19 protein-coding genes, 4 pseudogenes and 2 riboswitches are annotated in these 24,269 nt (G+C 56.1%); of the genes and pseudogenes, 7 read left to right on the forward strand and 16 right to left on the reverse strand.

The window, feature by feature from the left end:
• Positions 1 to 208: 208 nt before the first annotated feature.
• Both AACH32_RS19860 and AACH32_RS19865 read left to right on the forward strand, forming a co-directional pair.
• Positions 209 to 1,576 (forward strand): annotated as a pseudogene (locus tag AACH32_RS19860) (DEAD/DEAH box helicase); the annotation flags it as partial.
• An 85-nt stretch (positions 1,577 to 1,661) separates the two neighbouring features.
• A pseudogene (locus AACH32_RS19865) lies at positions 1,662 to 2,764 on the forward strand (IS3 family transposase); the annotation flags it as partial.
• A gap of 101 nt (positions 2,765 to 2,865) precedes the next feature.
• On the opposite strand, the gene istB (AACH32_RS19870) reads toward AACH32_RS19865, so the two are convergent.
• The 3 genes from istB (AACH32_RS19870) to AACH32_RS19880 all read right to left on the reverse strand — a co-directional run bounded on the left by istB (AACH32_RS19870) (position 2,866) and on the right by AACH32_RS19880 (position 5,918).
• On the reverse strand, positions 2,866 to 3,642 hold the full coding sequence (gene istB / locus AACH32_RS19870) for an IS21-like element helper ATPase IstB (RefSeq protein ID WP_338598784.1): 777 nt from the start codon (positions 3,640 to 3,642) through the stop codon (positions 2,866 to 2,868).
• On the reverse strand, positions 3,639 to 5,108 hold the full coding sequence (istA, locus tag AACH32_RS19875) for an IS21 family transposase (protein WP_338598786.1): 1,470 nt from the start codon (positions 5,106 to 5,108) through the stop codon (positions 3,639 to 3,641). Before istA (AACH32_RS19875) ends, istB (AACH32_RS19870) begins: the two co-directional genes overlap by 4 nt.
• A gap of 225 nt (positions 5,109 to 5,333) precedes the next feature.
• Positions 5,334 to 5,918, reverse strand: a complete 585-nt coding sequence (locus AACH32_RS19880; RefSeq protein ID WP_338603530.1) for a flavin reductase family protein — start codon at positions 5,916 to 5,918, stop codon at positions 5,334 to 5,336.
• Between the two features lie 1,241 nt (positions 5,919 to 7,159).
• Between AACH32_RS19880 and AACH32_RS19885 the strand changes: the two genes are divergently transcribed.
• Positions 7,160 to 7,483: a hypothetical protein gene (locus AACH32_RS19885; RefSeq protein ID WP_338603533.1), complete on the forward strand. Its 324-nt coding sequence runs from the start codon at positions 7,160 to 7,162 to the stop codon at positions 7,481 to 7,483.
• Between the two features lie 292 nt (positions 7,484 to 7,775).
• Here the strand turns inward: AACH32_RS19885 and AACH32_RS19890 are convergent, their stop codons facing one another.
• The 4 genes and pseudogenes from AACH32_RS19890 to AACH32_RS19905 all read right to left on the reverse strand — a co-directional run.
• On the reverse strand, positions 7,776 to 8,156 hold the full coding sequence (locus AACH32_RS19890) for a helix-turn-helix domain-containing protein (protein WP_338603536.1): 381 nt from the start codon (positions 8,154 to 8,156) through the stop codon (positions 7,776 to 7,778).
• Positions 8,157 to 8,174: 18 nt separating this feature from the next.
• On the reverse strand, positions 8,175 to 9,074 hold the full coding sequence (locus AACH32_RS19895) for a hypothetical protein (protein ID WP_338603539.1): 900 nt from the start codon (positions 9,072 to 9,074) through the stop codon (positions 8,175 to 8,177).
• A gap of 47 nt (positions 9,075 to 9,121) precedes the next feature.
• Positions 9,122 to 9,202: riboswitch (SAM riboswitch) on the reverse strand.
• Between the two features lie 60 nt (positions 9,203 to 9,262).
• Positions 9,263 to 9,359, reverse strand: a riboswitch (SAM riboswitch).
• 352 nt (positions 9,360 to 9,711) lie between these two features.
• Positions 9,712 to 10,902, reverse strand: coding sequence for an MFS transporter (locus AACH32_RS19900; RefSeq protein ID WP_338603542.1), 1,191 nt, complete (start codon positions 10,900 to 10,902; stop codon positions 9,712 to 9,714).
• Positions 10,903 to 11,153: 251 nt separating this feature from the next.
• Positions 11,154 to 11,399, reverse strand: a pseudogene (locus tag AACH32_RS19905) (transposase); the annotation flags it as partial.
• Between the two features lie 80 nt (positions 11,400 to 11,479).
• On the opposite strand from AACH32_RS19905, the pseudogene AACH32_RS19910 reads away from it, so the two are divergent.
• Together AACH32_RS19910 and AACH32_RS19915 are read left to right on the forward strand one after the other, a co-directional pair.
• Positions 11,480 to 11,635 (forward strand): annotated as a pseudogene (locus AACH32_RS19910) (integrase core domain-containing protein); the annotation flags it as partial.
• Positions 11,636 to 11,740: 105 nt separating this feature from the next.
• Entirely contained in the window at positions 11,741 to 12,835 is a 1,095-nt protein-coding gene (locus AACH32_RS19915) for an NADH:flavin oxidoreductase (RefSeq protein ID WP_338603545.1), read from the forward strand.
• Between the two features lie 54 nt (positions 12,836 to 12,889).
• On the opposite strand, the gene AACH32_RS19920 is transcribed toward AACH32_RS19915, so the two are convergent.
• Genes AACH32_RS19920 through AACH32_RS19930 form a run of 3 tightly spaced genes read right to left on the reverse strand, consistent with a single transcriptional unit; the run spans position 12,890 to position 15,500 of the window.
• Entirely contained in the window at positions 12,890 to 13,738 is an 849-nt protein-coding gene (locus tag AACH32_RS19920) for a 3-hydroxybutyryl-CoA dehydrogenase (RefSeq protein WP_338603548.1), read from the reverse strand.
• Positions 13,739 to 13,767: 29 nt separating this feature from the next.
• Positions 13,768 to 14,946, reverse strand: coding sequence for a thiolase family protein (locus tag AACH32_RS19925; RefSeq protein WP_338603551.1), 1,179 nt, complete (start codon positions 14,944 to 14,946; stop codon positions 13,768 to 13,770).
• A gap of 35 nt (positions 14,947 to 14,981) precedes the next feature.
• Complete coding sequence (locus tag AACH32_RS19930; RefSeq protein ID WP_338603554.1) at positions 14,982 to 15,500, reverse strand: hypothetical protein; 519 nt, start codon at positions 15,498 to 15,500, stop codon at positions 14,982 to 14,984.
• 96 nt (positions 15,501 to 15,596) lie between these two features.
• Between AACH32_RS19930 and istA (AACH32_RS19935) the strand changes: the two genes are divergently transcribed.
• Together istA (AACH32_RS19935) and istB (AACH32_RS19940) are read left to right on the forward strand one after the other, a co-directional pair.
• Positions 15,597 to 17,096, forward strand: coding sequence for an IS21 family transposase (gene istA / locus AACH32_RS19935; protein ID WP_338599205.1), 1,500 nt, complete (start codon positions 15,597 to 15,599; stop codon positions 17,094 to 17,096).
• Positions 17,093 to 17,869 carry an IS21-like element helper ATPase IstB gene (gene istB / locus AACH32_RS19940; protein WP_338599592.1) on the forward strand — a complete coding sequence of 259 codons (777 nt, stop codon included), beginning with the start codon at positions 17,093 to 17,095 and terminating at the stop codon, positions 17,867 to 17,869. The genes istA (AACH32_RS19935) and istB (AACH32_RS19940) overlap by 4 nt, the downstream gene beginning before the upstream one ends.
• A gap of 320 nt (positions 17,870 to 18,189) precedes the next feature.
• Here istB (AACH32_RS19940) and AACH32_RS19945 read toward each other — a convergent pair whose 3' ends face one another.
• From AACH32_RS19945 to AACH32_RS19970, 6 genes are all read right to left on the reverse strand, one after another.
• Entirely contained in the window at positions 18,190 to 19,479 is a 1,290-nt protein-coding gene (locus AACH32_RS19945; protein ID WP_338603557.1) for an MFS transporter, read from the reverse strand.
• A 183-nt stretch (positions 19,480 to 19,662) separates the two neighbouring features.
• Positions 19,663 to 19,818, reverse strand: coding sequence for a hypothetical protein (locus AACH32_RS19950; RefSeq protein WP_338603560.1), 156 nt, complete (start codon positions 19,816 to 19,818; stop codon positions 19,663 to 19,665).
• Positions 19,819 to 19,834: 16 nt separating this feature from the next.
• Positions 19,835 to 20,923: a mandelate racemase/muconate lactonizing enzyme family protein gene (locus AACH32_RS19955; protein WP_338603562.1), complete on the reverse strand. Its 1,089-nt coding sequence runs from the start codon at positions 20,921 to 20,923 to the stop codon at positions 19,835 to 19,837.
• A 21-nt stretch (positions 20,924 to 20,944) separates the two neighbouring features.
• On the reverse strand, positions 20,945 to 22,060 hold the full coding sequence (locus AACH32_RS19960) for a mandelate racemase/muconate lactonizing enzyme family protein (RefSeq protein WP_338603565.1): 1,116 nt from the start codon (positions 22,058 to 22,060) through the stop codon (positions 20,945 to 20,947).
• 78 nt (positions 22,061 to 22,138) lie between these two features.
• Positions 22,139 to 22,930 (reverse strand): cyclase family protein, encoded by a 792-nt coding sequence (locus AACH32_RS19965; protein WP_338606678.1) that lies wholly within the window; start codon positions 22,928 to 22,930, stop codon positions 22,139 to 22,141.
• Positions 22,931 to 22,955: 25 nt separating this feature from the next.
• Positions 22,956 to 24,260 (reverse strand): TRAP transporter large permease, encoded by a 1,305-nt coding sequence (locus tag AACH32_RS19970; RefSeq protein WP_338603567.1) that lies wholly within the window; start codon positions 24,258 to 24,260, stop codon positions 22,956 to 22,958.
• Between the last annotated feature and the right edge of the window lie 9 nt (positions 24,261 to 24,269).

Consider the following 24,269-nt stretch of genomic DNA (forward strand, 5'->3'; position numbering starts at 1 on the left):
CATTTAGAAATTGAATGTGCCCTATAGGAACCATATGAATATTTTGGGAATATTTTGAAGGGCATAATTTCATGGTTGCGTTCGCTTCATTGACCATGTGACCACTAGTGGCCTATAGTTGAGTCGTTTTTAAAAAGTATCCTCCAATTCAAAAATAAACATCACACCCAGGTGTGCTGACTGGCGAGATTTTGACGGAAGGATTGCCATGCTCCGTCTTGAGGACCTCAAACCCAGCGCGACTCTCCGGGGGATAGTGCCCGACAGTTTGGTCACCGTGGTAAGCGTCCAGTGGTACGGCTCTGAGGCCCTGGAGCTTACCTATAAAACACCTACCGGCAAGGTGGCAAACGAACTGCTCTATCGGCATGACGAGGCACGCCTGGAGATCGTGGAGCAAGGGCGGCCTTGGAGTTTCGATGGCGATGGGGCACTTTTCCGCCTTGTTTCCGAGGCCCAGCGTATTAACCTCGCGCACCTGTTTGATCCAGTCCTCGCGGTTCACACCTCGGTGGTTGACCCCCTACCGCATCAGATAACAGCGGTCTATGAGGTGATGCTGCCAAGGCAGCCCCTGCGCTTCCTTCTCGCCGATGACCCCGGTGCCGGTAAGACCATTATGGCCGGCCTGCTGATCAGGGAGTTGATCGCGCGGGGTGATTTACAACGCTGCCTGATCGTCTGTCCGGGGAGTTTGGCGGAGCAATGGCAAGACGAACTTTATCGCCGCTTCCAACTGCCTTTTGAGATTCTGACCAATAACAAGCTGGAGGCCGCGCGCACGGGCAACTGGTTCCTGGAGACGAACCTGGTCATCGCCCGGCTTGACAAGCTTTCGCGCAACGAAGATGTGCAGCAGAAGCTTCAGGCCCCGGATTGTCGATGGGACCTTGTCGTATGCGATGAGGCCCACAAAATGTCCGCGACGTTCTTCGGCGGTGAGGTGAAATACACCAAGCGCTACAAGCTTGGGCAGCTCCTCTCCACCCTCACGCGCCACTTCCTTTTGATGACCGCTACGCCTCATAACGGCAAAGAGACGGACTTCCAGCTATTCATGGCCTTGGTGGACGGTGACCGCTTTGAGGGAAGATTCCGCGATGGGGTCCACGTAGCCGATGTTTCCGATTTGATGCGCCGAATGGTTAAGGAGAGCCTGCTTAAATTTGACGGGACGCGGTTATTCCCCGAGCGCATTGCCAAGACCGTGCCCTACAAGCTCTCGGAGTTGGAAGCTCACCTATATAAGATCGTCACGGAGTATGTACGCGAGGAATTTAATCGCGCCGAAGCCTTGGAAAATGATAAGCGCGCGGGGACGGTCGGTTTCGCGCTCACCGTGCTACAGCGGCGCCTGGCATCATCTCCAGAGGCGATTTATCAATCGCTACGCAGGCGGCGGGAGCGCCTGGAAAGCAGGCTGCGCGAGCTTGAGGTGCTGCAACGAGGAGGCCAGGTGACGCCAGTCTTTGCCGTCACTGGGCCAATGCTGGACGCCGAGGATATGGAGGACTTGGAAGACGCCCCCGAAGTCGAAATAGAGGAGGCTGAGGATCAGGTAATTGATCAGGCCACTGTTTGGTGTCAGAGCCCCTGAGACAGATTTGAGGTTTTAGCTAATGGAGACTCCTGGGTAGAATCGGCACCCAAAGGAGTGAGCCATGAGCCAGAGTGAAGCAGTGGAAGACAAGGTCCGGGAGATCAGGCGTAAAACCCGAAGGAAGTACTCGGCGGAGGAGAAGATCCGGATCGTCTTGGAGGGTCTTAGGGGCGAGGAGAGCATCGCCGAACTCTGTCGCCGAGAGGGCATAGCCCCCAATCTCTACTACAGCTGGAGCAAGGAGTTTCTGGAGGCTGGCAAGCGGCGCCTGATGGGCGACACCAAGCGTCAGGCCACCAGCGGCGAGGTGCGGTCCTTGCGTCTGGAAAACAGCCAGCTCAAGGAACTGGTGGCTGATCTGTCCCTGAAGAACGTGGTGCTTAAAAAAAGCTTGGCTGGCACGGGCGAAGATCTGGATCAGTGATGCGCTTCAGCCAAGCTGAGAAGATGGAGATCATCCGGCTGGTGGAGGGGTCGTCCCTGCCGGTGAAGCAGACGCTGCGCGAGATGGACGTGCCGCGCAGCTCCTTCTACCGCTGGTATCGACGATATCTGGATTATGGCTACGATGGCCTGGCCAGCCAGCCTCCCCATGCCAGGAGATTCTGGAACAAGATCCCTGAGAGCGAGAAGAAGCATATTGTTTCAGAGGCCAAGCAGATGCCTGAGCTCACCCCCCGAGAGCTGGCCTGGCACATCACCGACAGCCAGGGGGCCTTCATCAGCGAGTCCAGCGTCTATCGCATCTTGAGGGACTATGACCTGGTGGCCAGTCCGGCCTATATCGTGCTCACGGCCGCCGATGAGTATAGGCACAAGACCAAACGGGTGCACCAGCTTTGGCAGACCGACTTCACCTATTTCAAGATCATCGGCTGGGGCTGGTACTACCTGTCCACGATCCTGGATGACTACAGCCGCTATATCATCGCCTGGCTTCTGACCAGCACCATGTCGGCGGAGGACGTGAAGAACACTCTGGACTTGGCCATCACCAAGACCGGGATTACCGGGGTCAAGGTCCGGCACCGGCCGCGGCTGCTATCGGACAACGGGCCCTGCTACCTGGCCGGGGACCTGAAGCAGTACCTGGACCAGCATGGCATCAGACACACCAGGGGCAAGCCCTACCACCCCATGACTCAGGGCAAGATCGAGCGATATGTGAATGGCGGAGTAAGTGCGGGACAGTTGGCGGTCTAAAACCGTGACACTTGTTTTAGAGATATAGTCCTGTTGTTCATGCTGTCAATCATGATCTTGCCTTAGTTGGTTTTGGGCTTTGCCTGGGATCGTCTTTTGGCTTGGCGGAGCCGGTAGCTTTCTCCATTGGCCTCGATGATGTGGCACCTATGGGTCAGTCTGTCCAGCAGTGCACCGGTGAGTCTTTCGGAGCCGAAGACCTCCGTCCATTGCTGGAAAGGGAGATTGGTGGTGATCATGAGGCTTTGTTGTTCATATGCCCTACCCACCACCTCGAATAGCATTTGAGCGCCTATCTTGGAGAAGGGCACATAGCCCAGTTCATCGATGACCAGCAGGTGTAGGCGCTGGAGCTGTTTCTGCAGGCGTTGCAGACGTCTTTCCTCGCGGCATTCCATGAGCTCTGTGACCAGGGCGGTGGCGCTGTAGAATTTCACCTTGCTTCCCTGGGCGCAGGCCGCAAAGGCCATGGCGCTGGCCAGGTGGGTCTTGCCGGTGCCGGAGTTTCCGATCAGGAGCACGTTTTCCTTTTTGGCGATGTACTCGCCCCTCATCAGCTCCCTGACCAGCTGCTGATTGATGGAGGGCTGTGCCTTGAAATCAAAGGTGTCCATGGTCTTGATCACCGGAAAGGCGGCTTGCTTGATGCGCCTTTCGGCTGCCCGCTTCTCGCGGTCCAGAAGCTCCCGCTCGGTCAGGCGCAGCAGGTAGGTCATGTAATCGGAGCGGTCTTGGCTGCAGACCTTGGCCATGGCCGCGTATTCCCGGAGAATGGTGGGCAGCTTCAGCTTTTTGAGGTGGTACTCCAAGAGCACGGTGGGTTTGTCCTGGTCCTTCATGACAGCGCCCCTCCCTGCGCGAGGAGGGAGTCATAGACTGTGATATCGGGCCCGGCCACGCTCACTCGGCCCAGGTGCTCACGACCGTCCAGCAGGAAGGTGGCCGCGGGCCCTGATGATGGCGGCTCCAGCAGGTGGACAATGGCCTCCGGGGCATAGGCTCCCGCGTACAATGCCTGCTCCACCGCCCGCTTCAGTCTGGCCATGGAGTGGTCCTCCAGCAAACGTAGGACCTTTATGTATTTACGGGTGCCCTGGCCAGGCATGTCTTCCCCGGCCACCAGCCGCCGCCTCAAGACCTCAAAGCACTCAGACAGATCTAGGTCAGCCAGGGGGCGGGCGTGGTCCAGGGAGCCAGGCTTGCGCTCCAGCAAGGGCAGATAATGCCGGTAGTCGAAAAACACCCCTTCCTTGCCCCAGGATCGGGAGTGGCGGGCCACCACCACGTCATGGTGGCAGAGCACCACCCGATCCACATAGCCCTTGGCCACAATTTCATGGTGGGCACAAGCCACCGGCACCGAGTAGTCATTGTCGTCGAAGCGGACCAGGGACAATGAATTGGCCCGGGTAGGCTGTTTGCGGCAGGCATCGAAGCGGGAGGGAGGCAGGGGGACAAAGGCTGTCTGGTCTTCCTGCAAAACCTCGGCCTTGCTACCGCCCTTGCCACGCAAACGGCGCTTCATGTCGTCGCGGCACTGCCTTAAAAGCATGGCATTGAGCTCGGCCAGGTCCTTCACCTGGGGCACTGGCACCAAAAAATTCTGCCGGGCGTACTTGACCACCCCTTCCACCACGCCCTTCTCGTTTGGACGCCGCACCCGACAAAAATGCTCCCGAAAAAGGTAATGGCTCTGCAGCTTGAGAAAACCATCGGTCAGCTTGCGCTCATGAGGCCCTATGATCTTGGAAACCAGGACCTTGCTATTGTCGTAACTGATCCGGTGGGGCACCCCACCGAAAAACTCGAACGCCCTGGCATGCCCTTCCCAGTAGCTCTCGCTGCACTCCTTGTCGAAGGCCGCCACGAAAAAGGCATCGGAGTACGGCAAGGCCATGATAAAAAGCGCTATCTTGCGAAGCTCCCCGGAAACCTTGGCCAGGGCATAGCCAAAGTCCACCTGCGCCTCGCCGGGACGATGGACCAGGGGCATGTACACCTCCTGGCTCACGCGCTTGATTGCGCGCACCGCCTCCTTTACCTGGGTGTACTTGCCCTGATAACCCGCCTCCTTGATGCGGTGATATATGCGCGTGGCCGTGTGCCTTTGCTTCTTGGGAACCTTTTTGTCCTCTTTTATGATCCGGGCGATCAACTCAAGGTAGGGGCCAAGCTTGGGCTTGGCTCGGGGGGTGCTGAGCCGGTATCCGGGAGGCTCGGGAAAATTCTGAATCTTTTGCAGGGTATCCCAATGGATGCCCTCTCTACGCATTAACTCGCGCTTGCTCGCCTGGCCATCGCGCACTCAAGTCTGATCCGGGCCCATTGATCCATGTCCGTGTACACCCCTTCCGCTCCTCCAGAGAGTCCTGGCCTGGAAGCCACCATGGCCTCCATCGCACCAAAACACCTGAAGAAAACTGAATCAATGTGTCACGGTTTTCAACCGCCACTAAAATCGTCTCGCTTTTGGACCGCCATTTACAAGCCAAAATGCCGTTCGAGGTACTTCATCGGTCACAGAGGCTGTTTAACCCCTCTTTTTGGCCAGGAGGTCCTTACCTAGGTCATGGGCCGCACCCAACACGCGGCTCAATCCTAGATATTGCCGATACTCGGGCAGGTAAGCCAAAGGTTCAAACTTGACCAGATCGATCATGCCCTTTTCGTCCAAACACGCTTCATCGAGCTTCACATCAAGTACTTGGCCAACGAACTGGGTGTGCAGACCCAACTCGTTGGTCACCACAACCTTACATTCCAGGCTGAGAGGAGCCTCGGCCACCATAGGAGCATTGACAAGTTCGCTTTTGACGGCAGTCCAGCCCAGCTCAGCAAACTTGTCCCGATCGCGACCGCTGGCCATTCCAATGAAATCAGCCTCCTTGGCCTGGGAGGCGGTGGGTACGTTGAGCGTGAATGCCTGATTGTTGACTATCTGCCTATGGCTGTAGGTGGCCGCACGAAGGCTGACATTTACACAGACGGGTTTGGAACAGCAGATACCGGCCCAAGCTGCGGTCATAAGGTTTGGTTTGCCTTCTTGGTCATAAGTACCCACCAGGACCACTGGTGTTGGGCATAAGAGCGTTTTGGGGCCTAGAGATTTCTTCATAGCGGTCTCCTTTTAGTCGTTTGACAATATTCTACCCCTTTACTGCCTTCCGGGTTATGAAGGGACAAGACACTATAAAGATCGTCTCTAAAACTCAAAACAGGCATATAGACGTTAAGTGCAATTATATCAAGTCTTTTTAGCCTTGACGGCCTCCCTTATTTCTCTCCATAATCCCTTCAAGTGCTTTATATTTGCCAGGATCGTTCCTACGCATTTCCCCCATAAAAAACTCCTCGCCGACCCGAAAAGTGGTATCGACAAGGGGGCGAATCAGTCAGCTATTAGTAGGCACTGACGTCCATCTGTACACCCACACTCAATACAGTCTGCTGGACTTGACCACCCGTCTGCCAAACCTTATGACGCGTGCCAATGATCTAGGCATGGGCCAAAACCTGGGGCTGAGGCCCCTAAACGAAGAGGTGATCAGACCAAAGGTCTACAGGGAATGTATCCTTTAGCAAAAACCAATTCTTGTCCCAAACGCTTTGACGACGTACAGGCTGAATCTCATTCAAAAAGGCCTTTTGTCGGGGGTTGACACCTCGGTCCGCAGAGCCTACTTCCAGCCAACCCAGACCCCTAGGACGACCAGGCTTGAGGGACGTTGAGAGGGGGGCACAACAATTTCCACTTGCATCTATCTGTCTGCTTTTTGTCAGCCCCCCAAAAGACTTTTTTATATATAATTTAAGGCATTTATCTCAACTAGCCATGGGGCAACACACCGGGTGCATAGAACTAGAGTATTTAACCCTATCCCCCGAATGTGCCCCAATTGTGCCGGGACTAGCCGCCAGCAAAAACCCCCTCGCCGAAGCCATAATTGGAGTCGACGAGGGAGGGAATCCGTCAACTTCTCGTCAACCTAAAATTCAGCCGGTTGGGCGGAGCGAATTCACCAAGTCCTTCTCCATCCAGATAAAACCAAGTCTGCCAAAATTTCAGTACGTAGCAGTTCGGGATTATGGGCCGTCTCATATCTAGGCGCTCGATATTCGCCGCTAGACTCAAGGCTGCCAAGTCCAGGATCGCATCCATAGCCACCCTCTCTCCCATTTGTCCGGTTCCGTGAAAATTCAACAATTAAGGATTTTGGATTCGCTTGCCCAATTGTGTATGAAAAAGAAAAAGCCCTTACAACCTACTCAGGGAAAAGTTACAATCATGCTAATCAGCGTGACGCGAAGTCAGTTTCCTCACAGGAGCGCATGTAGTAACTGAAAATCGGATAAGAAATGGGCCGTTTAGGAACAACCATATTGTGTGTTTGTTATGGTATTGCTCTACTCGGGTTAATATTTCTCATTGATAAACATGAAGACCTAGTATCCAGCATAGCCTTGTTTATTATGGCCGGGTGGGGTATCTGGTGGGTTATCAAAAAAATAGCACATTCGGAAGATAAACGAGAAGCCGTTAAACTTCTTTTTTTTATAGTCGCGGGCATCGTTGCACTTGTGCTGCTGGTTATTGTGTTGCATTTCAGCCTAGTGATTGGATTTTTATTTGTTTGGGTTTTTGAGTACCTTTTGTTCAAAATCGATTCCAAACAAGACTGATCGTCTGAAGCAAAGAGCCCTCCATGGGTAGTGGTGCGGGACCCAGTCGGCAATAGATAAATCGTACTCTTGACCAAACACCACAAACTGGCTGCCTCCACCATTTCCACCAGTCACAAAGACCGTCGGGAAATCGAGTTGTTTTTTAAGGCCCTGAGGCAGAACTTGAAATTAAAAACTCATTCTTCTCTCAAACGCTTTGACGATGTACAGCATTTACCCCATAAAAACCCCCTCGCCGACCCAAAAAGCGGCATCGACGAGGGGGCGAATGTGTCAGCTTTTCGTCTGCCTAAAAATCAGCCAAGTTTTCTTGTTTTTCCTTAGCTCGCAGCGCCCGCAGGACATCCATGAGGACTTGCTTCTCCCACGGGGTGAGATTGTCATCTAGCGCTGCGATGTCTGGAGCAATGTTGTCCAGATTCACCTCTGGCGACTCTCCCCTGATGACCTTATCCCCAATGGTGAGTAGCTCCAACATGGATAGTCCAAGAGCCCTAGCAACTGTAGCTTGAGTATCCAGCTTGCGGCCCTTCTTCCGGTTAAGCATCTCGTTTATTGTCGATTGAGCCATGCCTGCCCTCCGGGCGAATTCCGATTGGGTCATGCCGGTTTTCGGGAATATGTACGAGAATGCCGCCCAGAACTGTATCGTGGTCTCTTGTTCTTGCATTTGTTCTCTTCCCTTTGGTTATTCGTCGTCGGAGGATGACGTTTCCTTCCTAACATGGTGGGGAAATAATTCCAGTAACTCGCGGTGCAGCGTTTCCATGACTTGCTGGTGACCCCGATCCGCGTAAACCTGCCGCTCCGCTTCCGTCATGTCCTCCCAGCGTTTGGTATTCGGAAAGGAGTCGCTCGTAATCCATCCGCCGACTTGAAAGCCCTGAGTGTAGATTGGATCGTCCGGTGGGAGTTCCCTTATAGTGAAGCCTCTTTCCTTGAGGGTTGGTTGATTATGCGTAAAGGAATCAGTCTTGATAAAACCACCAACCTGAACGCTACGAGTGTAGATTGGATCGGTCGGCAAGGCTTCTACTGCGAATAAGCGCTTCCCCTTGCGGATCAGTTCCCCATTCTTTCGAGTAGTCTTGGCCTCTGGAACAGGAACCATCTCGGGCTCGGGTTCCTGGTATCGCTCATCATCGGGCCACGCGATCCTGGCGATGGCTTCGAGTTGGGGGACCTTAAGGAGGCCAACTTCGTCTATTTCGTGGAAAGCGTTAGTAAGCCTTTCCTTTCGATTGTCATAGGTGAACGCATCAACGAGGAGATAGAGCGCGGCGGTTTCTGGAGGCACATCTCTCTTGGGCCCGAAGGCGTACAACTCCGTTTTCCACTCCCAGTCCGCGTTCGCCCATTGCAACCAGAGCAACCAGTGGCTGCCTTGCTCATTGGAAGAAAGGAAAAAGCGATCCACTAGGCAATGCGCTGGAGACCAGGACCAGAACACCCCGGCCAAGAATTGGGCTTCTTCTGGTATCTCTGTTGCCACCAGTTCTGGGGGTAGGTTCTCCTCGCCCGCTCTGTGGCAGATGAATCCCTTGGGTCTTTCGGGCAGTACAAGGCTCTTTCTAGGCTTGGTGACCATGACGGTTTCCTTCCTGCCAAAAGCCAAAGCCCCACACCAGAACGGCGCGGGGCTCGACTCTGGCGCTTTAGCTAGATTTGTTTAAGGTGAGCTGCAAGCTGCCGTTCAAATCGCTCACCGGCTCCGCCACTGGGCGGCAGGCCAAAAAAATGCCCCCTCAAGGAGGAGGCCTCCCCTTTGTCATCATGACCTCATCGTTCCCTCTCGGGCTGGCTTTGGCACCTTGCGGGTGCAGGTTGCCGAGCGGTCATAGGGCCAGTTCCCTCGCGCCTCTCTTGATATTTAATTTAATTATAGCACTCTTTTTCGGATTGCCCTCCCTACCAACGCATGCAAGCCGCTACAGACAGCTTTTCTGCAGGAACCTCTACCCCAACCCTTCGCCGGATGGGACCATCGATTCTGGTCAAGGAATTCTCCCATGATACCCACAGAAAGATGCTCTCCGCAGGGTCCCCAGCTTACCTTGTAAATACTCTTATGATTTTGGTTGGGTGGGGATTATTCAAAGGTATAGCCGACTACATTCATTTGACCGCGTGGTCGTCGTTTTGCAACTGCAAGTGTAAAACACCTCGCTAACTTGGGGTGGTTTGGTGACCACAATGCTAATCACGGCTCCCCCGGGGCTCGAGCTTTACTCGCTCGGCGTACTCAGGGGCAGGCGCAGGGCGAAGGGCGTACCGATGAGGCCAAGGCAGGCAGCGATGGCAAAGGCGGTCTGAAAGCCCAGCATGTCCACTAGCCACCCCACCAGCACCAGCACTCCCGAGGAGGTGGCGAAGGCCATGCCCATGTACAAGCCGTTTGCCGCCCCCCTCCGCCCGGCGGAGTGGTCCTGCACCAGGGCCAAGATCACCGGATTGGAGGCAAAGACGCTAAGACCCAGCACGGCCAGCAGCGGCCAGAGCAGCCAGCCGGAGCTGTAGTTGAAAGCCAGCATGGCCAGGGGGGCCACCAGCATTACGGCCACCAGTACCGGACGACGGCCGACCCGGTCGGAAAGCCAGCCGCCCAAGAAGGCGCCCCCCACTCCGGCCAGCTCCAGTACGGCCAGGCCAGTGCCGCCCAGGGCCACACTGTAACCCCGCCCCACTAGATACACCGGCAAATAGATCATCAGGGTCCACAGCACGAAGCTGCGGCAGGCCACTAGGCCCAGCAGGGGCAGTAGGAGGCCCTTCAGGGCCCGCCACACCTTAACCAGCGACTCGGGGTCACGTCCGGTGGCCCCCACGGTGGAGGCGCGGCGGAACACTGACCACAGATACAGCGAGCAGGCTAATCCCAATGTCATGAGGGGCCACATATGGCCGAAGCCCAGCCAGGTCAGGGCGCCAACCGCAGCCAGGGGCCCAAGGGTGCGGGCCGACTCGCCGCCCACCATGAAAAAGCTCATGCCCCGGCCCAGCTGGCTGCCCGCGGACCGGGTAATGAACACCGGCCCTATGGTGTGGTAGGCCGCCGATCCGATGCCGGTGAACAGCAAGAGCAGGCATACCGCCCAATAGGACGGGGCCGCGCCTATGAGGCTCATGCACATCGCCACCAGTCCGGGCGCGGCCACGAAAAGCAGGCGCAGGTTCACTCGGTCCACCAGCATGCCCAGCAGGGGGTTGAAGTAGAAGGCCAGCACCGCGAAGACGTTGAGCACCCCGGCCTGGAACATGCTCAGGGAAAATTCGGCAATGATCAGGGGGAGCAGGGGGGGCAAAAAGGCGGTAAAGATGTCGTGCACCATGTGCCCGACCGAGGCGGCGATCACCTGGTTGGCGCGGAGGCTGCCGCCGGGAGCCGGTTCCTCAGTTGGGCTTGGCATCGCTTTCATTCAATTCTTTCGCCAAATAATTCCCATCGAGAAATACTTTCTGCAAGCTCCCCATAGTACCTTATAAAAGCTCTTATGATTTTAGTTGGGTGGAAATTATTAAAAGGTTTAGCCGACTCCCGTCAATGAATTTATAGCCCGATGACTTAGAGTTGCAATCGCACCCATAAATTATTAAGCAATACGTCCACCATCTGTGCCTGAATCATCCCACGGCCTCCCTTGCTTGGAAACATCCACTTTCCCATATTCTCAAGCGAAGTCGTGATTCTCATAGTGTCGCCCATCATCCGCCGCTTGCCCGCCTCCAGAAACTCCTTGCTCCAGCTGTAGTACAAATTTGGGGCTATCCCCTCCCGGCGGCAGAGCTCGGCGATGCTCTCCTCGCCCCGCAGACCCTCCAAGACGATGCGGATCTTCTCCTCGGCCGAGTACTTCCTACGGGTCTTCCGCCTGATCTCCCGGACCTTCCCTTCAACTGCTTCACTCTGGCTCATGGCTCACTCCTTTGGGTGCCGATTCTACCCAGGAGTATCCATTAGCTAACACCTCAAATCTGTCTCAGAGGCTCTGACACCAAACATTTTACCAACTGATGAGTTTCACTGATGACGTGGACTTGAACCGGAAACTGGTCGAGTGGGAAGACTTCTACAACTACTGCCGCCCCCATAGATCATTGAAAGGAAAAACGCCTTACGAAGTGCTCAGAGAAAAGCTACAATCGACATGATCAATGTGCAGCGAGGTCTGAGTCCTCACAAAAATGAAACCCAGAGAAGCACCTCACTTAGCTATAGTAAAAAATATAGTACAAACATAAGCAATGGTGAAACGCGTGTCATCCTTATTTGAAACTACCAACTTAGCCGGAATGAAGCTACGCAACCGACTGGTTCGCTCCGCCACCTGGGAACGCATGGCCGATGAAAGGGGCCACCTCACCCCTCGCCTGGAGCAAACGCTTTTACGCATAGCAGAGGGTGGCGTGGCCCTTATCTTTCCCGGCTATGCCTTTGTAACCGCCCAGGAGCAGCCCAATCCAGGCATGATGGGAATCCATGATGATGCCTGTGTACCCGGTCTTCGGGGTATGACCGACGAGGTACATGAGCGGGGCGCAGTCATAGGGCTGCAGATGGTATATGGCGGCTCCCTTACCAACTACCGGCCCGAGGGCCGGCTGATCTGGGGGCCATCGGCGGTAACCCACCCCCTTACCGGCGTGACACCCCAAGCCATGAGCCATGAGGACATAGCCGCGTTGGTGGAAGCGTTTGCCCTGGCCGCTGGCAGGGCCCAGCGGGCGGGTTTTGATTGCGTGCAACTGCACAGTTCCCACGGCTATTTGCTAAGCCAATTCCTTTCCCCTGTATTCAACCGCCGCGAAGACGACTACGGCGGTTCAGTGCAAAACCGCTGCCGCATTCACCTGGAAATATTAGCTGGCATACGCCAGGAGTTGGGCGAAAATTACCCGGTGCTAATTAAAATCAACTGCGAAGACTTTATACCAGGTGGGCTCACCGCAACCGATAGTCTGGAGGCATGCCGTTTACTGGATCAGGCGGGGATCAGTGGCATCGAGATAAGTGGCGGGATGCGAACCAAAGACCCTGAGACCTTCTTCATAAAACCCCACATATTAAAACCTGAGCAGCAGTGCTACTATTGTCCTTACGCTGCCGAGGTGGCCCAAAAGGTGTCGGCTCCGGTAATTTTGGTTGGTGGTAATCGCGATGCGCTAATGTTGCAGAATATATTGGATGACACGGCAATATCCTATTTCTCCTTGAGCCGCACCATAATAAGTGAACCGGACCTGGTTAACAAATGGCGTGAAGACCCCACCCACAAGCCCCGCTGTCTTGCCTGTAACAAATGTTTTGATCCGGAGGGGCATATATGCATTCTGGACCGCAAACAATCCTAAGGACAATGGGGCCTAGCCGAGCGACCACAATCCCTGATAAGTTTCCACCTTTGTTTAATATTGGTAAAAGCCGCGTCCAGACTTACGACCCAACCAGCCTTGGTCCACATACTTCCTGAGCAAGGGGCAGGGACGGTATTTGCCGTCGCCCAGCTCCTTGTGCAACACCTCCATGATGGCCAAGCAGGTATCCAGGCCGATGAGGTCGGCCAGGGTCAGGGGGCCCATGGGGTGGGCCATGCCCAGCTTCATGATCTGGTCAATGTCCTCGGGCGTGCCCACCCCCTCCACTACGCAGTAGATGGCCTCATTGATCATGGGCATGAGGATGCGGTTGGCCACGAAGCCGGGATAGTCGTTGGCCGGCACCGGCACCTTGCCCAGGGCCTTAGCCAGCTCCATGACTGTATCAAAGGTTTCGTCGCTGGTGGCCAGGCCGCTAATCACCTCCACCAGTTTCATCATGGGCACCGGGTTCATGAAATGCATGCCGATGACCAGTTCGGGGCGCCCGGTCACGCCGGCGATCTTGGTGATGCTGATGGAGCTGGTGTTGCTGGCCAGTATCACGCCCTCGGGGCAGATTTCGTCCAACTGACGGAAAATGTTCAGTTTGAGGCCCACGTTCTCGGTGGCAGCTTCCACCACGATGTCGGCCTGGGCCATGTCCTCCAGATCGACGGTGGTCTTGATGCGATCCAGGATGGCTTGCTGGTCCTCGGCGGTGATTTTTTCTTTTTTGACCAGGCGGGCCAGGCTGCCACTGATGGTGTCCATGCCCCTCTGACAGAATTCTTCCTTGATGTCGCTCATGATCACATTGAGGTCCGCAGCGGCCGCCACCTGGGCGATGCCGTTACCCATCTGACCAGAACCGATGACGCCAATTTTCTTTATTCCCATGAGTGTTGCTCCTTGCCATGTCTTGCGCGCTACAGATTTTCCATGATGAGACTTACCGCTTCCCCGCCGCCCAAGCACAGACTAGCCATGCCCGTGGCCACACCGGTGTCCTTCATGGCGTAGATCAAGGTGGTCAAGACTCGGGCTCCAGAAGCCCCTATTGGGTGTCCTATGGAAAGCGCCCCGCCATAAATGTTTATCTTGGCCGGGTCCAATCCCAGCTCCCTCTGCACCGCCAGGGAGCTGGAGGCGAAAGCCTCGTTGACCTCCATCAAATCGATGTCCTTCGGGTCGATGCCCTGCTTGGCCGCCACCTTGGGGATGGAGTAGATGGGCGCCGCCAAGACGTAACTGGGCTCGATGCCCGCCGCGCCCTGGGCCCCCACCTTGACCATCGGCGCGCAGCCCAGGTCCCGGGCCCGCTCCGCGCTCATCACCACCATTGCCGCCGCCCCGTCGTTTAGGCTGGAGGCGTTGCCGGCGGTCACCGTGCCGTCTTTTTTGAACACCGGTCTGAGCGAACCCAGCTTGTCCAGGTCCGGGGCCATGAGCCCCTCGTCCCGCTTGACCACCTTGGGCTCGCCCTTGCGCTGGGCAATCTCCACCGGCACGATCTGGGCTTCGAAGCGGCCCTCGTCGGCCGCCTTGAGGCTTTTCTCGTAGGACTCGAAGGCGAACAGGTCCTGATCGATCCGGCCCACCCCGTACTTCTCGGCGCAGTACTCGGCGCTCATGCCCATGTGGAAGTCGTTGAGATGGTCCCACAGGCCGTCGTGCACCATGGAGTCGATCACCTTGTCGTCGCCCATGCGATAACCGCTGCGGGCCTTGGGCAGCAGGTAGGGCGCATTGGACATGCTCTCCATGCCCCCGGCCACCACCACCTCGGCATCGCCGCAGGCCACCGCCTGGGCCGCCAGCATCACCGCCTTGAGCCCCGAGCCGCAGACCTTGTTCACCGTGATGCAGCCCACGTCATGGGGCAGGCCGGCCATGAGCACCGCCTGGCGGGCCGGGTTCTGGCCCAGGCCGGCGGGCAGCACGCAGCCCATGATGCACTCGTCCACCGCCGCTGCTTCGATGCCCGCCCGGGCGATGGCCTCATTGATCACCACCACCCCCAGCTGAGTGGCGCTCAGGCTGGAGAGCCCGCCCAGGAAGGAGCCCACCGGGGTGCGCACCGCGCTGGTTATAACTACTTCGCGCATGATATAAACATCTCCTTCAGATTAATCCGTAGGCATCATTCTGATTCATTGTCCGGGCACCCCGGTTCAATCTCGGGGCGGGGCTCCAAGACAAGGTCTTGACCCGGCTCTAGGATCTGGACCTTTACTTGAGGCGCCGTTTGTCGGCATATCTGACGGAAAATCTCCCCATTCTCCGGATTGTCCACATAGTGGATCGGCACAGCGAGTCCAACTCCCAGCCAGTCGGCGACCAGGGCCGCTTCCCGAGGGGACATCTCAGTGAAGTATCCTGGGAACCCGCCCACAGGTATCAAGCCGACCTGCGGCCGGTAGAGCTGCCCAAAAAGCTGCAGGTCCATGAAGATGGCTGAATCGCCCATGGCATAGATCGAAACACCGCCAGGGGTGGTGATCAGGAAGCTCATGGCAATCGATGAAATGAAGCCATCACCGAACTTCATGAAGGAAAGATGATCCGCCTTGAGCGAACGAATCATGGTGTCCTGCACCGGAATCTGTAAATGGCGGTCCAAAAGCGAGACGATTTTAGTGGCGGTTGAAAACCGTGACACATTGATTCAGTTTTCTTCAGGTGTTTTGGTGCGATGGAGGCCATGGTGGCTTCCAGGCCAGGACTCTCTGGAGGAGCGGAAGGGGTGTACACGGACATGGATCAATGGGCCCGGATCAGACTTGAGTTGCGCGATGGCCAGGCGAGCAAGCGCGAGTTAATGCGTAGAGAGGGCATCCATTGGGATACCCTGCAAAAGATTCAGAATTTTCCCGAGCCTCCCGGATACCGGCTCAGCACCCCCCGAGCCAAGCCCAAGCTTGGCCCCTACCTTGAGTTGATCGCCCGGATCATAAAAGAGGACAAAAAGGTTCCCAAGAAGCAAAGGCACACGGCCACGCGCATATATCACCGCATCAAGGAGGCGGGTTATCAGGGCAAGTACACCCAGGTAAAGGAGGCGGTGCGCGCAATCAAGCGCGTGAGCCAGGAGGTGTACATGCCCCTGGTCCATCGTCCCGGCGAGGCGCAGGTGGACTTTGGCTATGCCCTGGCCAAGGTTTCCGGGGAGCTTCGCAAGATAGCGCTTTTTATCATGGCCTTGCCGTACTCCGATGCCTTTTTCGTGGCGGCCTTCGACAAGGAGTGCAGCGAGAGCTACTGGGAAGGGCATGCCAGGGCGTTCGAGTTTTTCGGTGGGGTGCCCCACCGGATCAGTTACGACAATAGCAAGGTCCTGGTTTCCAAGATCATAGGGCCTCATGAGCGCAAGCTGACCGATGGTTTTCTCAAGCTGCAGAGCCATTACCTTTTTCGGGAGCATTTTTGTCGGGTGCGGCGTCCAAACGAGAAGGGCGTGGTGGAAGGGGTGGTCAAGTACGCCCGGCAGAATTTTTTGGTGCCAGTGCCCCAGGTGAAGGACCTGGCCGAGCTCAATGCCATGCTTTTAAGGCAGTGCCGCGACGACATGAAGCGCCGTTTGCGTGGCAAGGGCGGTAGCAAGGCCGAGGTTTTGCAGGAAGACCAGACAGCCTTTGTCCCCCTGCCTCCCTCCCGCTTCGATGCCTGCCGCAAACAGCCTACCCGGGCCAATTCATTGTCCCTGGTCCGCTTCGACGACAATGACTACTCGGTGCCGGTGGCTTGTGCCCACCATGAAATTGTGGCCAAGGGCTATGTGGATCGGGTGGTGCTCTGCCACCATGACGTGGTGGTGGCCCGCCACTCCCGATCCTGGGGCAAGGAAGGGGTGTTTTTCGACTACCGGCATTATCTGCCCTTGCTGGAGCGCAAGCCTGGCTCCCTGGACCACGCCCGCCCCCTGGCTGACCTAGATCTGTCTGAGTGCTTTGAGGTCTTGAGGCGGCGGCTGGTGGCCGGGGAAGACATGCCTGGCCAGGGCACCCGTAAATACATAAAGGTCCTACGTTTGCTGGAGGACCACTCCATGGCCAGACTGAAGCGGGCGGTGGAGCAGGCATTGTACGCGGGAGCCTATGCCCCGGAGGCCATTGTCCACCTGCTGGAGCCGCCATCATCAGGGCCCGCGGCCACCTTCCTGCTGGACGGTCGTGAGCACCTGGGCCGAGTGAGCGTGGCCGGGCCCGATATCACAGTCTATGACTCCCTCCTCGCGCAGGGAGGGGCGCTGTCATGAAGGACCAGGACAAACCCACCGTGCTCTTGGAGTACCACCTCAAAAAGCTGAAGCTGCCCACCATTCTCCGGGAATACGCGGCCATGGCCAAGGTCTGCAGCCAAGACCGCTCCGATTACATGACCTACCTGCTGCGCCTGACCGAGCGGGAGCTTCTGGACCGCGAGAAGCGGGCAGCCGAAAGGCGCATCAAGCAAGCCGCCTTTCCGGTGATCAAGACCATGGACACCTTTGATTTCAAGGCACAGCCCTCCATCAATCAGCAGCTGGTCAGGGAGCTGATGAGGGGCGAGTACATCGCCAAAAAGGAAAACGTGCTCCTGATCGGAAACTCCGGCACCGGCAAGACCCAGCTGGCCAGCGCCATGGCCTTTGCGGCCTGCGCCCAGGGAAGCAAGGTGAAATTCTACAGCGCCACCGCCCTGGTCACAGAGCTCATGGAATGCCGCGAGGAAAGACGTCTGCAACGCCTGCAGAAACAGCTCCAGCGCCTACACCTGCTGGTCATCGATGAACTGGGCTATGTGCCCTTCTCCAAGATAGGCGCTCAAATGCTATTCGAGGTGGTGGGTAGGGCATATGAACAACAAAGCCTCATGATCACCACCAATCTCCCTTTCCAGCAATGGACGGAGGTCTTCGGCTCCGAAAGACTCACCGGTGCACTGCTGGACAGACTGACCCATAGGTGCCACATCATCGAGGCCAATGGAGAAAGCTACCGGCTCCGCCAAGCCAAAAGACGATCCCAGGCAAAGCCCAAAACCAACTAAGGCAAGATCATGATTGACAGCATGAACAACAGGACTATATCTCTAAAACAAGTGTCACGGTTTTAGACCGCCAACTGTCCCGCACTTACTCCGCCATTCACAACCAAACTCGCAATTGCCTTGATTTTTAGCATAGTGGCCCAAAATCCTGACTTAAAATCTGGACTGCTTTAAGGAGGCAGGTCAACAAGGTGCCCCATGTCAATGAACTGACAAGTTGTTATTTGGTGGGGGATAAGCCCACCAGGTTCACAAGACCGGTCGAAAAAACCGGCGGTTAGCCTTCGGGGCTTACAGCCAATTCGCTTTGAAGGATCCGGTCATGAGCCGGCGTTCTGCTTGGTCGGGCCGGGATCCGCGCCCTGTTTGCCCCGTGCGATCTTGCGAACCTTCCGCGGCGCGGCCAGCCAAATCAGCAGGCAGGAAATCCAGAGCATGGCCAGGGCCACCTCAAAGGAGGTATTGTACTGGCCGGTGATGTCCCGAAGCAGGCCCATGAGCAGGGGGCCCAGGGCGCCGCCCACGCTGGAACCCAGGAAAATCACGGTCACAATGGTGCCAAAGGAGCGGCCGATGAACAGGTCAGCCACCACTGCGGGGAACAGGGGAGCGGCCGCACCGTAGCCGAAGCCGAAAAGCACCGCAAACAGCAAGGCCAGGATGAGGGCGTTGGGGGTGAGGATGACGATGAAGAACACGCCCAAGGTGGCCACCACCGCGGCAAGGGTGTTGGCCAACTCCCGCCCCATGCGATCGGAGATGAAGCCAAAGCTGATCTTGCCCATGGAGCCCATGATGCCCATAGTGCCCAGGAACATGGCAGCCATACTCATTTCTAAACCCCGGTCGACCATGCCGGCCACCGCGTGCATGAATACCCCCTGGTAGCAAAAGCTGCCGAAGCCGATGGCCGCAGTGAGAAACCAAAATCGGCTGGTGCGCACCGCTTCCTTGAGCCTCCATTTCTTACCCACCCAGGCCTCGTCCATGACGATCATGGTGGCTGGGCTGGCCAGGCCAGTTTTGCTCAGCTTTTGCCCCCCGTCTGGCTCCAGGCCCATGTCGCCCGGCGCGCGGCGGGCGAAGATCAGATTAAGGGGCAGCAGTATGCCCAGGACCAAGCCCGCCAGAACCAGGTAAGCCACACGCCATCCGTATTGGGAGATGATGAACTCCGATGCTGGCACCAGTAGCAGAACGCCCACCCCGATGCCCGAGGTGGCTATGCCCAGGGAAAGGCCCCTCTGCCGCTCGAACCAGCGGGGTAGCCAAGCCGCATGGGCGCTGAAGCCCATCAGCCCGACTCCTAAACTGGCGGCCACGCCGTAGGCTAAGCGGAATTGGTTGAGACTGTCCACTTGGCTGACCCACACTAGCGAGCCGCTGAGAATCAAGCTTCCCAGGGGGATGGTCAGGCGGGGGCCTATGGTGTCCATGAGCCGGCCGGCCAATGGCCCGGTCATCGATTGGCAGAAAATGAAGATGGAGAAAATGCTCGCCGCCACGGCCCGGCTCCAGCCAAAGTCCTGAACCAGGGCCAGGAAAAAGACGGAAAAGGAATACCAAATTCCGAATACCACCACCATGTTGGTGAAGGCCAGGCCCACCATGACCCAGCCCAAAAAAAGTTTACGGCCCGGGTCTTTCCGGGCGGAAGAAGGGCTATTTATCAATTTTTGCTTCCGCGCTGGTTGAATGGGCTGCTTGAGACCTGAGGCTGGCACTTAACAAATTATTATATAATAACAGGTAATTATATGCCGCGGACGCCGTGAGCCCGTCCCTAATTTAGCCTAATAGCCGGTAAAAGACCCCAGCCCGAGCCAGTCCGAACCATTCATGGCCAAAATGCAGATTAGCACCTGCCAGCCTGCCAGCGCCCGCACCTCATCAAAACGGGCCAAATCGTCAGTCTCAGCCAGATACATTTCTTTGCTTTGTTCGTCCAAACTGAACACGCACCGTTCAGTCAAGTCGATACTTAGCCAAGGCTTGATGGTCAAATGTAAAGCCCATACCCGGCCTGGAGGGCACCTCGGCCAATCCGTCCCGGATTGTTATGGTCTCTTGGAAAAGACAAGAAAACCAGGGGATATGCTCTAGGTAAATCGTGTTGGGCAAGGCCCCCATCACCTGCAGGCTCTGCTCGGAAAAGATATGGGGGGAGATGGGCACTTGGTGGGCCTGGGCCAGATGGGCTACCTTTACGAACTCCGTGACGCCTCCCACTCGGGCCAGGTCGGGCATCAGCACGTCGACCGCTTTATATTCCAGCAGATCCTTGAAGCCATAAAGAGTATATTCTGTCTCGCCGCTGGCTATTTTAAGGCCGGGCAGGGCCGCCTTCACTCGGGCGCAGCCTTCCTGATCATAGACCGGTACGGGCTCTTCGAACCAGAACAAATCGAACTCCTCCAGACGACGGCCCAGGCGGATGGCGTGATCAACACTCAGCCCTTGGTTGGCATCCACCATCAACACGATCTCCGGGTCAATAGCCTGACGCAACGCCCGCACTCTCGCATAGTCTTGTTCTATAGTGTGGCTACCGATGCGCATCTTCATAGCCCTAAAACCCTGCCGCACGAAATCCGCCGCTTCTTCTTGCAACTCGTCGATGTCTTGGGAAAGCCATAGCCCCCCGCTGGCATACACCGGTACTTGCTGGCGATGGCCCCCCAGCAGTTTGTAGACGGGCGCTTCCAAGGACTTGCCTTTGAGGTCCCAGCAGGCCATGTCGAGGACCGACAACGCAAAGATGCTTATGCCCTTGTGGCCAAAAAAGTTGATATTACGCCACAGTTTGTCCCAGATGCGCTCGGTGAGGCATGGATCCTCCCCTTCTATTACTTCACCCAGGCTTAGGAGCATAGCCGAGATGACCTTCAGCTTGGATGGCCCTAGGGTGAACATGTAAGCCTCGCCTACCAGTCCAGCGTCGGTTTCCATGCTCAAAGTTACGGCGCATACTGACTTGATATGATGAATAGCCGTGGCCAGGGGCTTGGCCAAGGGAATCTCCACCATGACCGGATTGATTTTGGTGATCTTCATTGCTCTCTCACCCCGAACCGTCTAATCTAGCCAAAAAGAAGGCTTCACCTCTTGGTCTGCCAACAAGTACTTGGCTATTGTATCCTTGTTGATTTCAATGCCCAGACCGGGTTTGTCCTCCAGATACCACCAACCTTCTCGAGGATGCAGGGGCTCCAGCAGAGGGCTTTCCACTGGAGTCTCCATGCAAGTTTCCACCCACTGGCAGTCCTGTTCGCTGAAACACAATTGCAGGGAAGCAGCCATAGCCGGACCCAGGGACCAGCAGTGCGGCGCTACCTGAAAGCCGAAGGTCCGCCCAAGAGTGAAGACCTGTTTTGCCTGCCAGAGGCCGCCAATCTTGAAAACGCTGGGCTGCAATATATCCACAGCTTGATTGTCGATGAGCCCCATGAATCCCCGCGCTGTGTACTCATTCTCTCCGGCGGCCAGGGGGATGTCGATGGAGGCCCTCACTTCGGCCAGACCCTGGTAGTCATCTCCTGGCCACACCGGCTCCTCTAGCCAGTAAAGATTGAGTTCCTCCAGGTGGCGACCCATGTACACCGCCTCTCGTACGCTCCAGGGGCCATTGACATCCAGCATGATATCCACGTCCTCGCCGACCGCGGCGCGGATCCGAGCAACTGTGTCCAATTCAATCTCATGGGGTTTCATGGCGGTGAAGCCCATCAGCTTCATGGCCTGGCAGGCCTCCACGGCAGTCGCGGAATCGCCATAGCGCAAGGGGCTGGCATAGGCCTGGAGGCGTTGGTGAGCCCTGCCTCCCAGCATTTGGTAAACTGGCGTACCGCTGGCCTTGCCTGCCAAGTCCCATAGGGCGATCTCCACCCCGGCCATGGCCGCTATAACGATGCCCATGCGGCCATAATTGAAGGTTACCCGGTACAAATCCTGCCAGATTTTTTGAATCTGCGTGGGGTCCCGACCCAGTAAAACCGGTTGGAGCAGATTCTCCACAGCCTTAGCCACCACCGGGGCACAGGAAAATCCGTAGGCCTCACCGTATCCCACCATACCTTCCTCGGTAGCCACCTCCACGATCACCGGGGTGATGGCTTTCAAGGTTGGCAGAGGAAGTTTGTCCGCTACTAGTGGCAAACTTAGGGCGTAAGCGTTGACTTTAGAAATTTTCATGACCACCCCTTTACTACGTTAGTGCTTTTGGCTAAAGAGCGGCCCGTGGCCGCCTCGCTTCTTGGGCAAAAGCATCATCTACACTATTGCTATGGGCCGGATTGGTGAGCCGGAAGCTCCCGAAATGGGCAAAGGGATTGCCACGAAAAATGAAGCATAAGCCTTTTCTTTGGCCAAAACCTCCAAATTGAGCATTTCCATGATCTGCACCCCATTTTGAGCCAGCAAAAAGGAGTGCACTTCCATCGTCTGTGATGGAACTACCTCGCAGGCGGTGGTGTCCGCTGCCACAAAGCGCACCCCCTTTTCCACAAGGAACTGGGCTGCGTCAAGATTGATGCCTGGTGTGCCTTCGTGGCTGTTAAAGGATTCGGGATCATCCCAGTACTTGCCCCAACCTGTCCGGATCAAGGCCACGTCTCCCTGTTTAATTTCCTGGCCCTCCCAGCCCAGAGTCTTTTCCAGGTCCTCGCCGGAAATGGCCTGGCCCTTATCCAAGACATCAACCCTCTTCCAGCCAGGGACGTCGAACAGCACCGCCCTAGCCACAATGGGCGCGGTTTCGTTTATACCGCACTGACCCAGGCCATAACGCCAGTCCTGCACAGATTTGGCATCCACGCCCCCAAACAATTTTCCGTCTTGAGAAATGTGACCTACGGCATCCAAGTGGGTACCGGTATGCCCGCCCAAGGTGAAAAGGTCATTAGCTGAGCTTGCGCCTTCTTTGAAAATCACATCGCCGTGCTGACGGGCCATTACATACCCAAATGGAGGATGCAGGGGGTGGTGGGGAATGCCAGGATAGAGAGGCTGCCCCAAATCATAGACTACGCCTTTAGTTATCAGATGTTTTAGACCCTCGTCCATGTTGCTCACGGTAATCTCCTCATCCTTATTTCATGAGCATGTCTGGTAGCCACAGCACCAGTTGCGGCCACAGCATCAGGCTCGAGATGGTGACAAAATCCATCACTACGAACCACCCTATTCCCCTGAAGATGTCCCAAATCTCCATTTCTGGAGCCACCGATTTAGCAACGAATACGTTCAGCCCCAAGGGAGGGGTAATCAGTCCCACTTCTATTAATTTAGTGACGATAACGCCGAACCATATTCCGTCATATCCCAAAGCAATTACCGCCGGAAAGATTATGGGCATTGTTATGAATAAAATGCCCAAAGGATCTAGAAACATGCCTAAAGGAATATAGAGGAGCATTATCATGATGAACACGACATAGTTGGGCCAAGGCAGGCTTACTACCGCATCGGCAGCCTTGGATGGGATTTGGCTTAAGTTGATGAAGGCGACGAAAATGGTTACACAAACTATAATTGCGAAAATCATGCCGACGGTATCTACCGTGCCCCAGATGGCCTTCAAAAATGCTTCCTTGGGCTTATCGGCTTTAACCAGCAAAATTATAAAGGCGATGAAACAGCCGACTGCGGCTGATTCAGTAGGCGTGGCGATACCGAGGTACAGGCTACCCAACACTGCAACAAACAGGATGACGATTGGAATCACTTGTGGGATGCTCTTAAATCGTTCACCCCAACTGAAAGGCGCCACAGGAGGAGCCAAGGCAGGTCTGATCCGTATCCTAACCACGATCATCAAGCCGAAAAAGATCATAGTAACAATGCCGGGAATTATCCCCGCCAAAAGCAACTTGCCGATGGACAGCTCAGTCAATATTCCATAAACCACCAGAATGATGCTGGGGGGAATCAGAACGCCTAGGGTTCCAGCCGCAGCTACACTTCCAACAGCGAGTTGGGGATCATAACGATATTTTCGCATTTCCGGTATGGCCACTCGGCCTATGGTGGCTACGGAGGCTATGCTTGAACCGCTGACTGCAGCAAATCCGCCGGAAGCCGCCACTGTTCCCAGGGCCAAGCCACCTGGCAGATGGCCGACCCACTTGTTGCAGGCATCGTATATTTCCGAACCCACGCCGGACTCCATAGCTAACATTCCCATGAACACGAACATAGGCACGACGCTCAAGTTGTAGGAATCCGCTTTGCTCCAGACCAATTCAAAAAGGCTAACGAAGGCTGCATGCGAAGGCAACAAAAACAATAGGCCGATAAAGCCCACGATGCCCAGCGACCAGGCAATGGGCACACGCAAGGTTAAGAAGACCATAAGCAGGATTATTCCGCCGATTCCCACCAGTGTAGGATCCATAATTTAACT

The organism is Desulfoferula mesophila (assembly GCF_037076455.1).
GTDB classification, from domain to species: Bacteria; Desulfobacterota; Desulfarculia; order Desulfarculales; family Desulfarculaceae; genus Desulfoferula; species Desulfoferula mesophila.

Bases quoted from the DNA above. Each gene is read 5' to 3' on its own strand.
- AACH32_RS19925 (WP_338603551.1), bottom strand. From the start codon at position 14,946: ATGCGCGAAGTAGTTATAACCAGCGCGGTGCGCACCCCGGTGGGCTCC.
- istA (WP_338599205.1), top strand. From the start codon at position 15,597: ATGGATCAATGGGCCCGGATCAGACTTGAGTTGCGCGATGGCCAGGCG.
- AACH32_RS19945 (WP_338603557.1), bottom strand. From the start codon at position 19,479: ATGGTGGGCCTGGCCTTCACCAACATGGTGGTGGTATTCGGAATTTGG.
- AACH32_RS19970 (WP_338603567.1), bottom strand. From the start codon at position 24,260: ATGGATCCTACACTGGTGGGAATCGGCGGAATAATCCTGCTTATGGTC.
- AACH32_RS19960 (WP_338603565.1), bottom strand. From the start codon at position 22,060: ATGAAAATTTCTAAAGTCAACGCTTACGCCCTAAGTTTGCCACTAGTA.
- istB (WP_338598784.1), bottom strand. From the start codon at position 3,642: ATGAAGGACCAGGACAAACCCACCGTGCTCTTGGAGTACCACCTCAAA.
- AACH32_RS19895 (WP_338603539.1), bottom strand. From the start codon at position 9,074: ATGGTCACCAAGCCTAGAAAGAGCCTTGTACTGCCCGAAAGACCCAAG.
- AACH32_RS19900 (WP_338603542.1), bottom strand. From the start codon at position 10,902: ATGAAAGCGATGCCAAGCCCAACTGAGGAACCGGCTCCCGGCGGCAGC.
- AACH32_RS19885 (WP_338603533.1), top strand. From the start codon at position 7,160: ATGGGCCGTTTAGGAACAACCATATTGTGTGTTTGTTATGGTATTGCT.
- AACH32_RS19965 (WP_338606678.1), bottom strand. From the start codon at position 22,930: ATGGACGAGGGTCTAAAACATCTGATAACTAAAGGCGTAGTCTATGAT.
- AACH32_RS19880 (WP_338603530.1), bottom strand. From the start codon at position 5,918: ATGAAGAAATCTCTAGGCCCCAAAACGCTCTTATGCCCAACACCAGTG.
- AACH32_RS19920 (WP_338603548.1), bottom strand. From the start codon at position 13,738: ATGGGAATAAAGAAAATTGGCGTCATCGGTTCTGGTCAGATGGGTAAC.
- AACH32_RS19890 (WP_338603536.1), bottom strand. From the start codon at position 8,156: ATGCAAGAACAAGAGACCACGATACAGTTCTGGGCGGCATTCTCGTAC.
- istB (WP_338599592.1), top strand. From the start codon at position 17,093: ATGAAGGACCAGGACAAACCCACCGTGCTCTTGGAGTACCACCTCAAA.
- AACH32_RS19955 (WP_338603562.1), bottom strand. From the start codon at position 20,923: ATGAAGATCACCAAAATCAATCCGGTCATGGTGGAGATTCCCTTGGCC.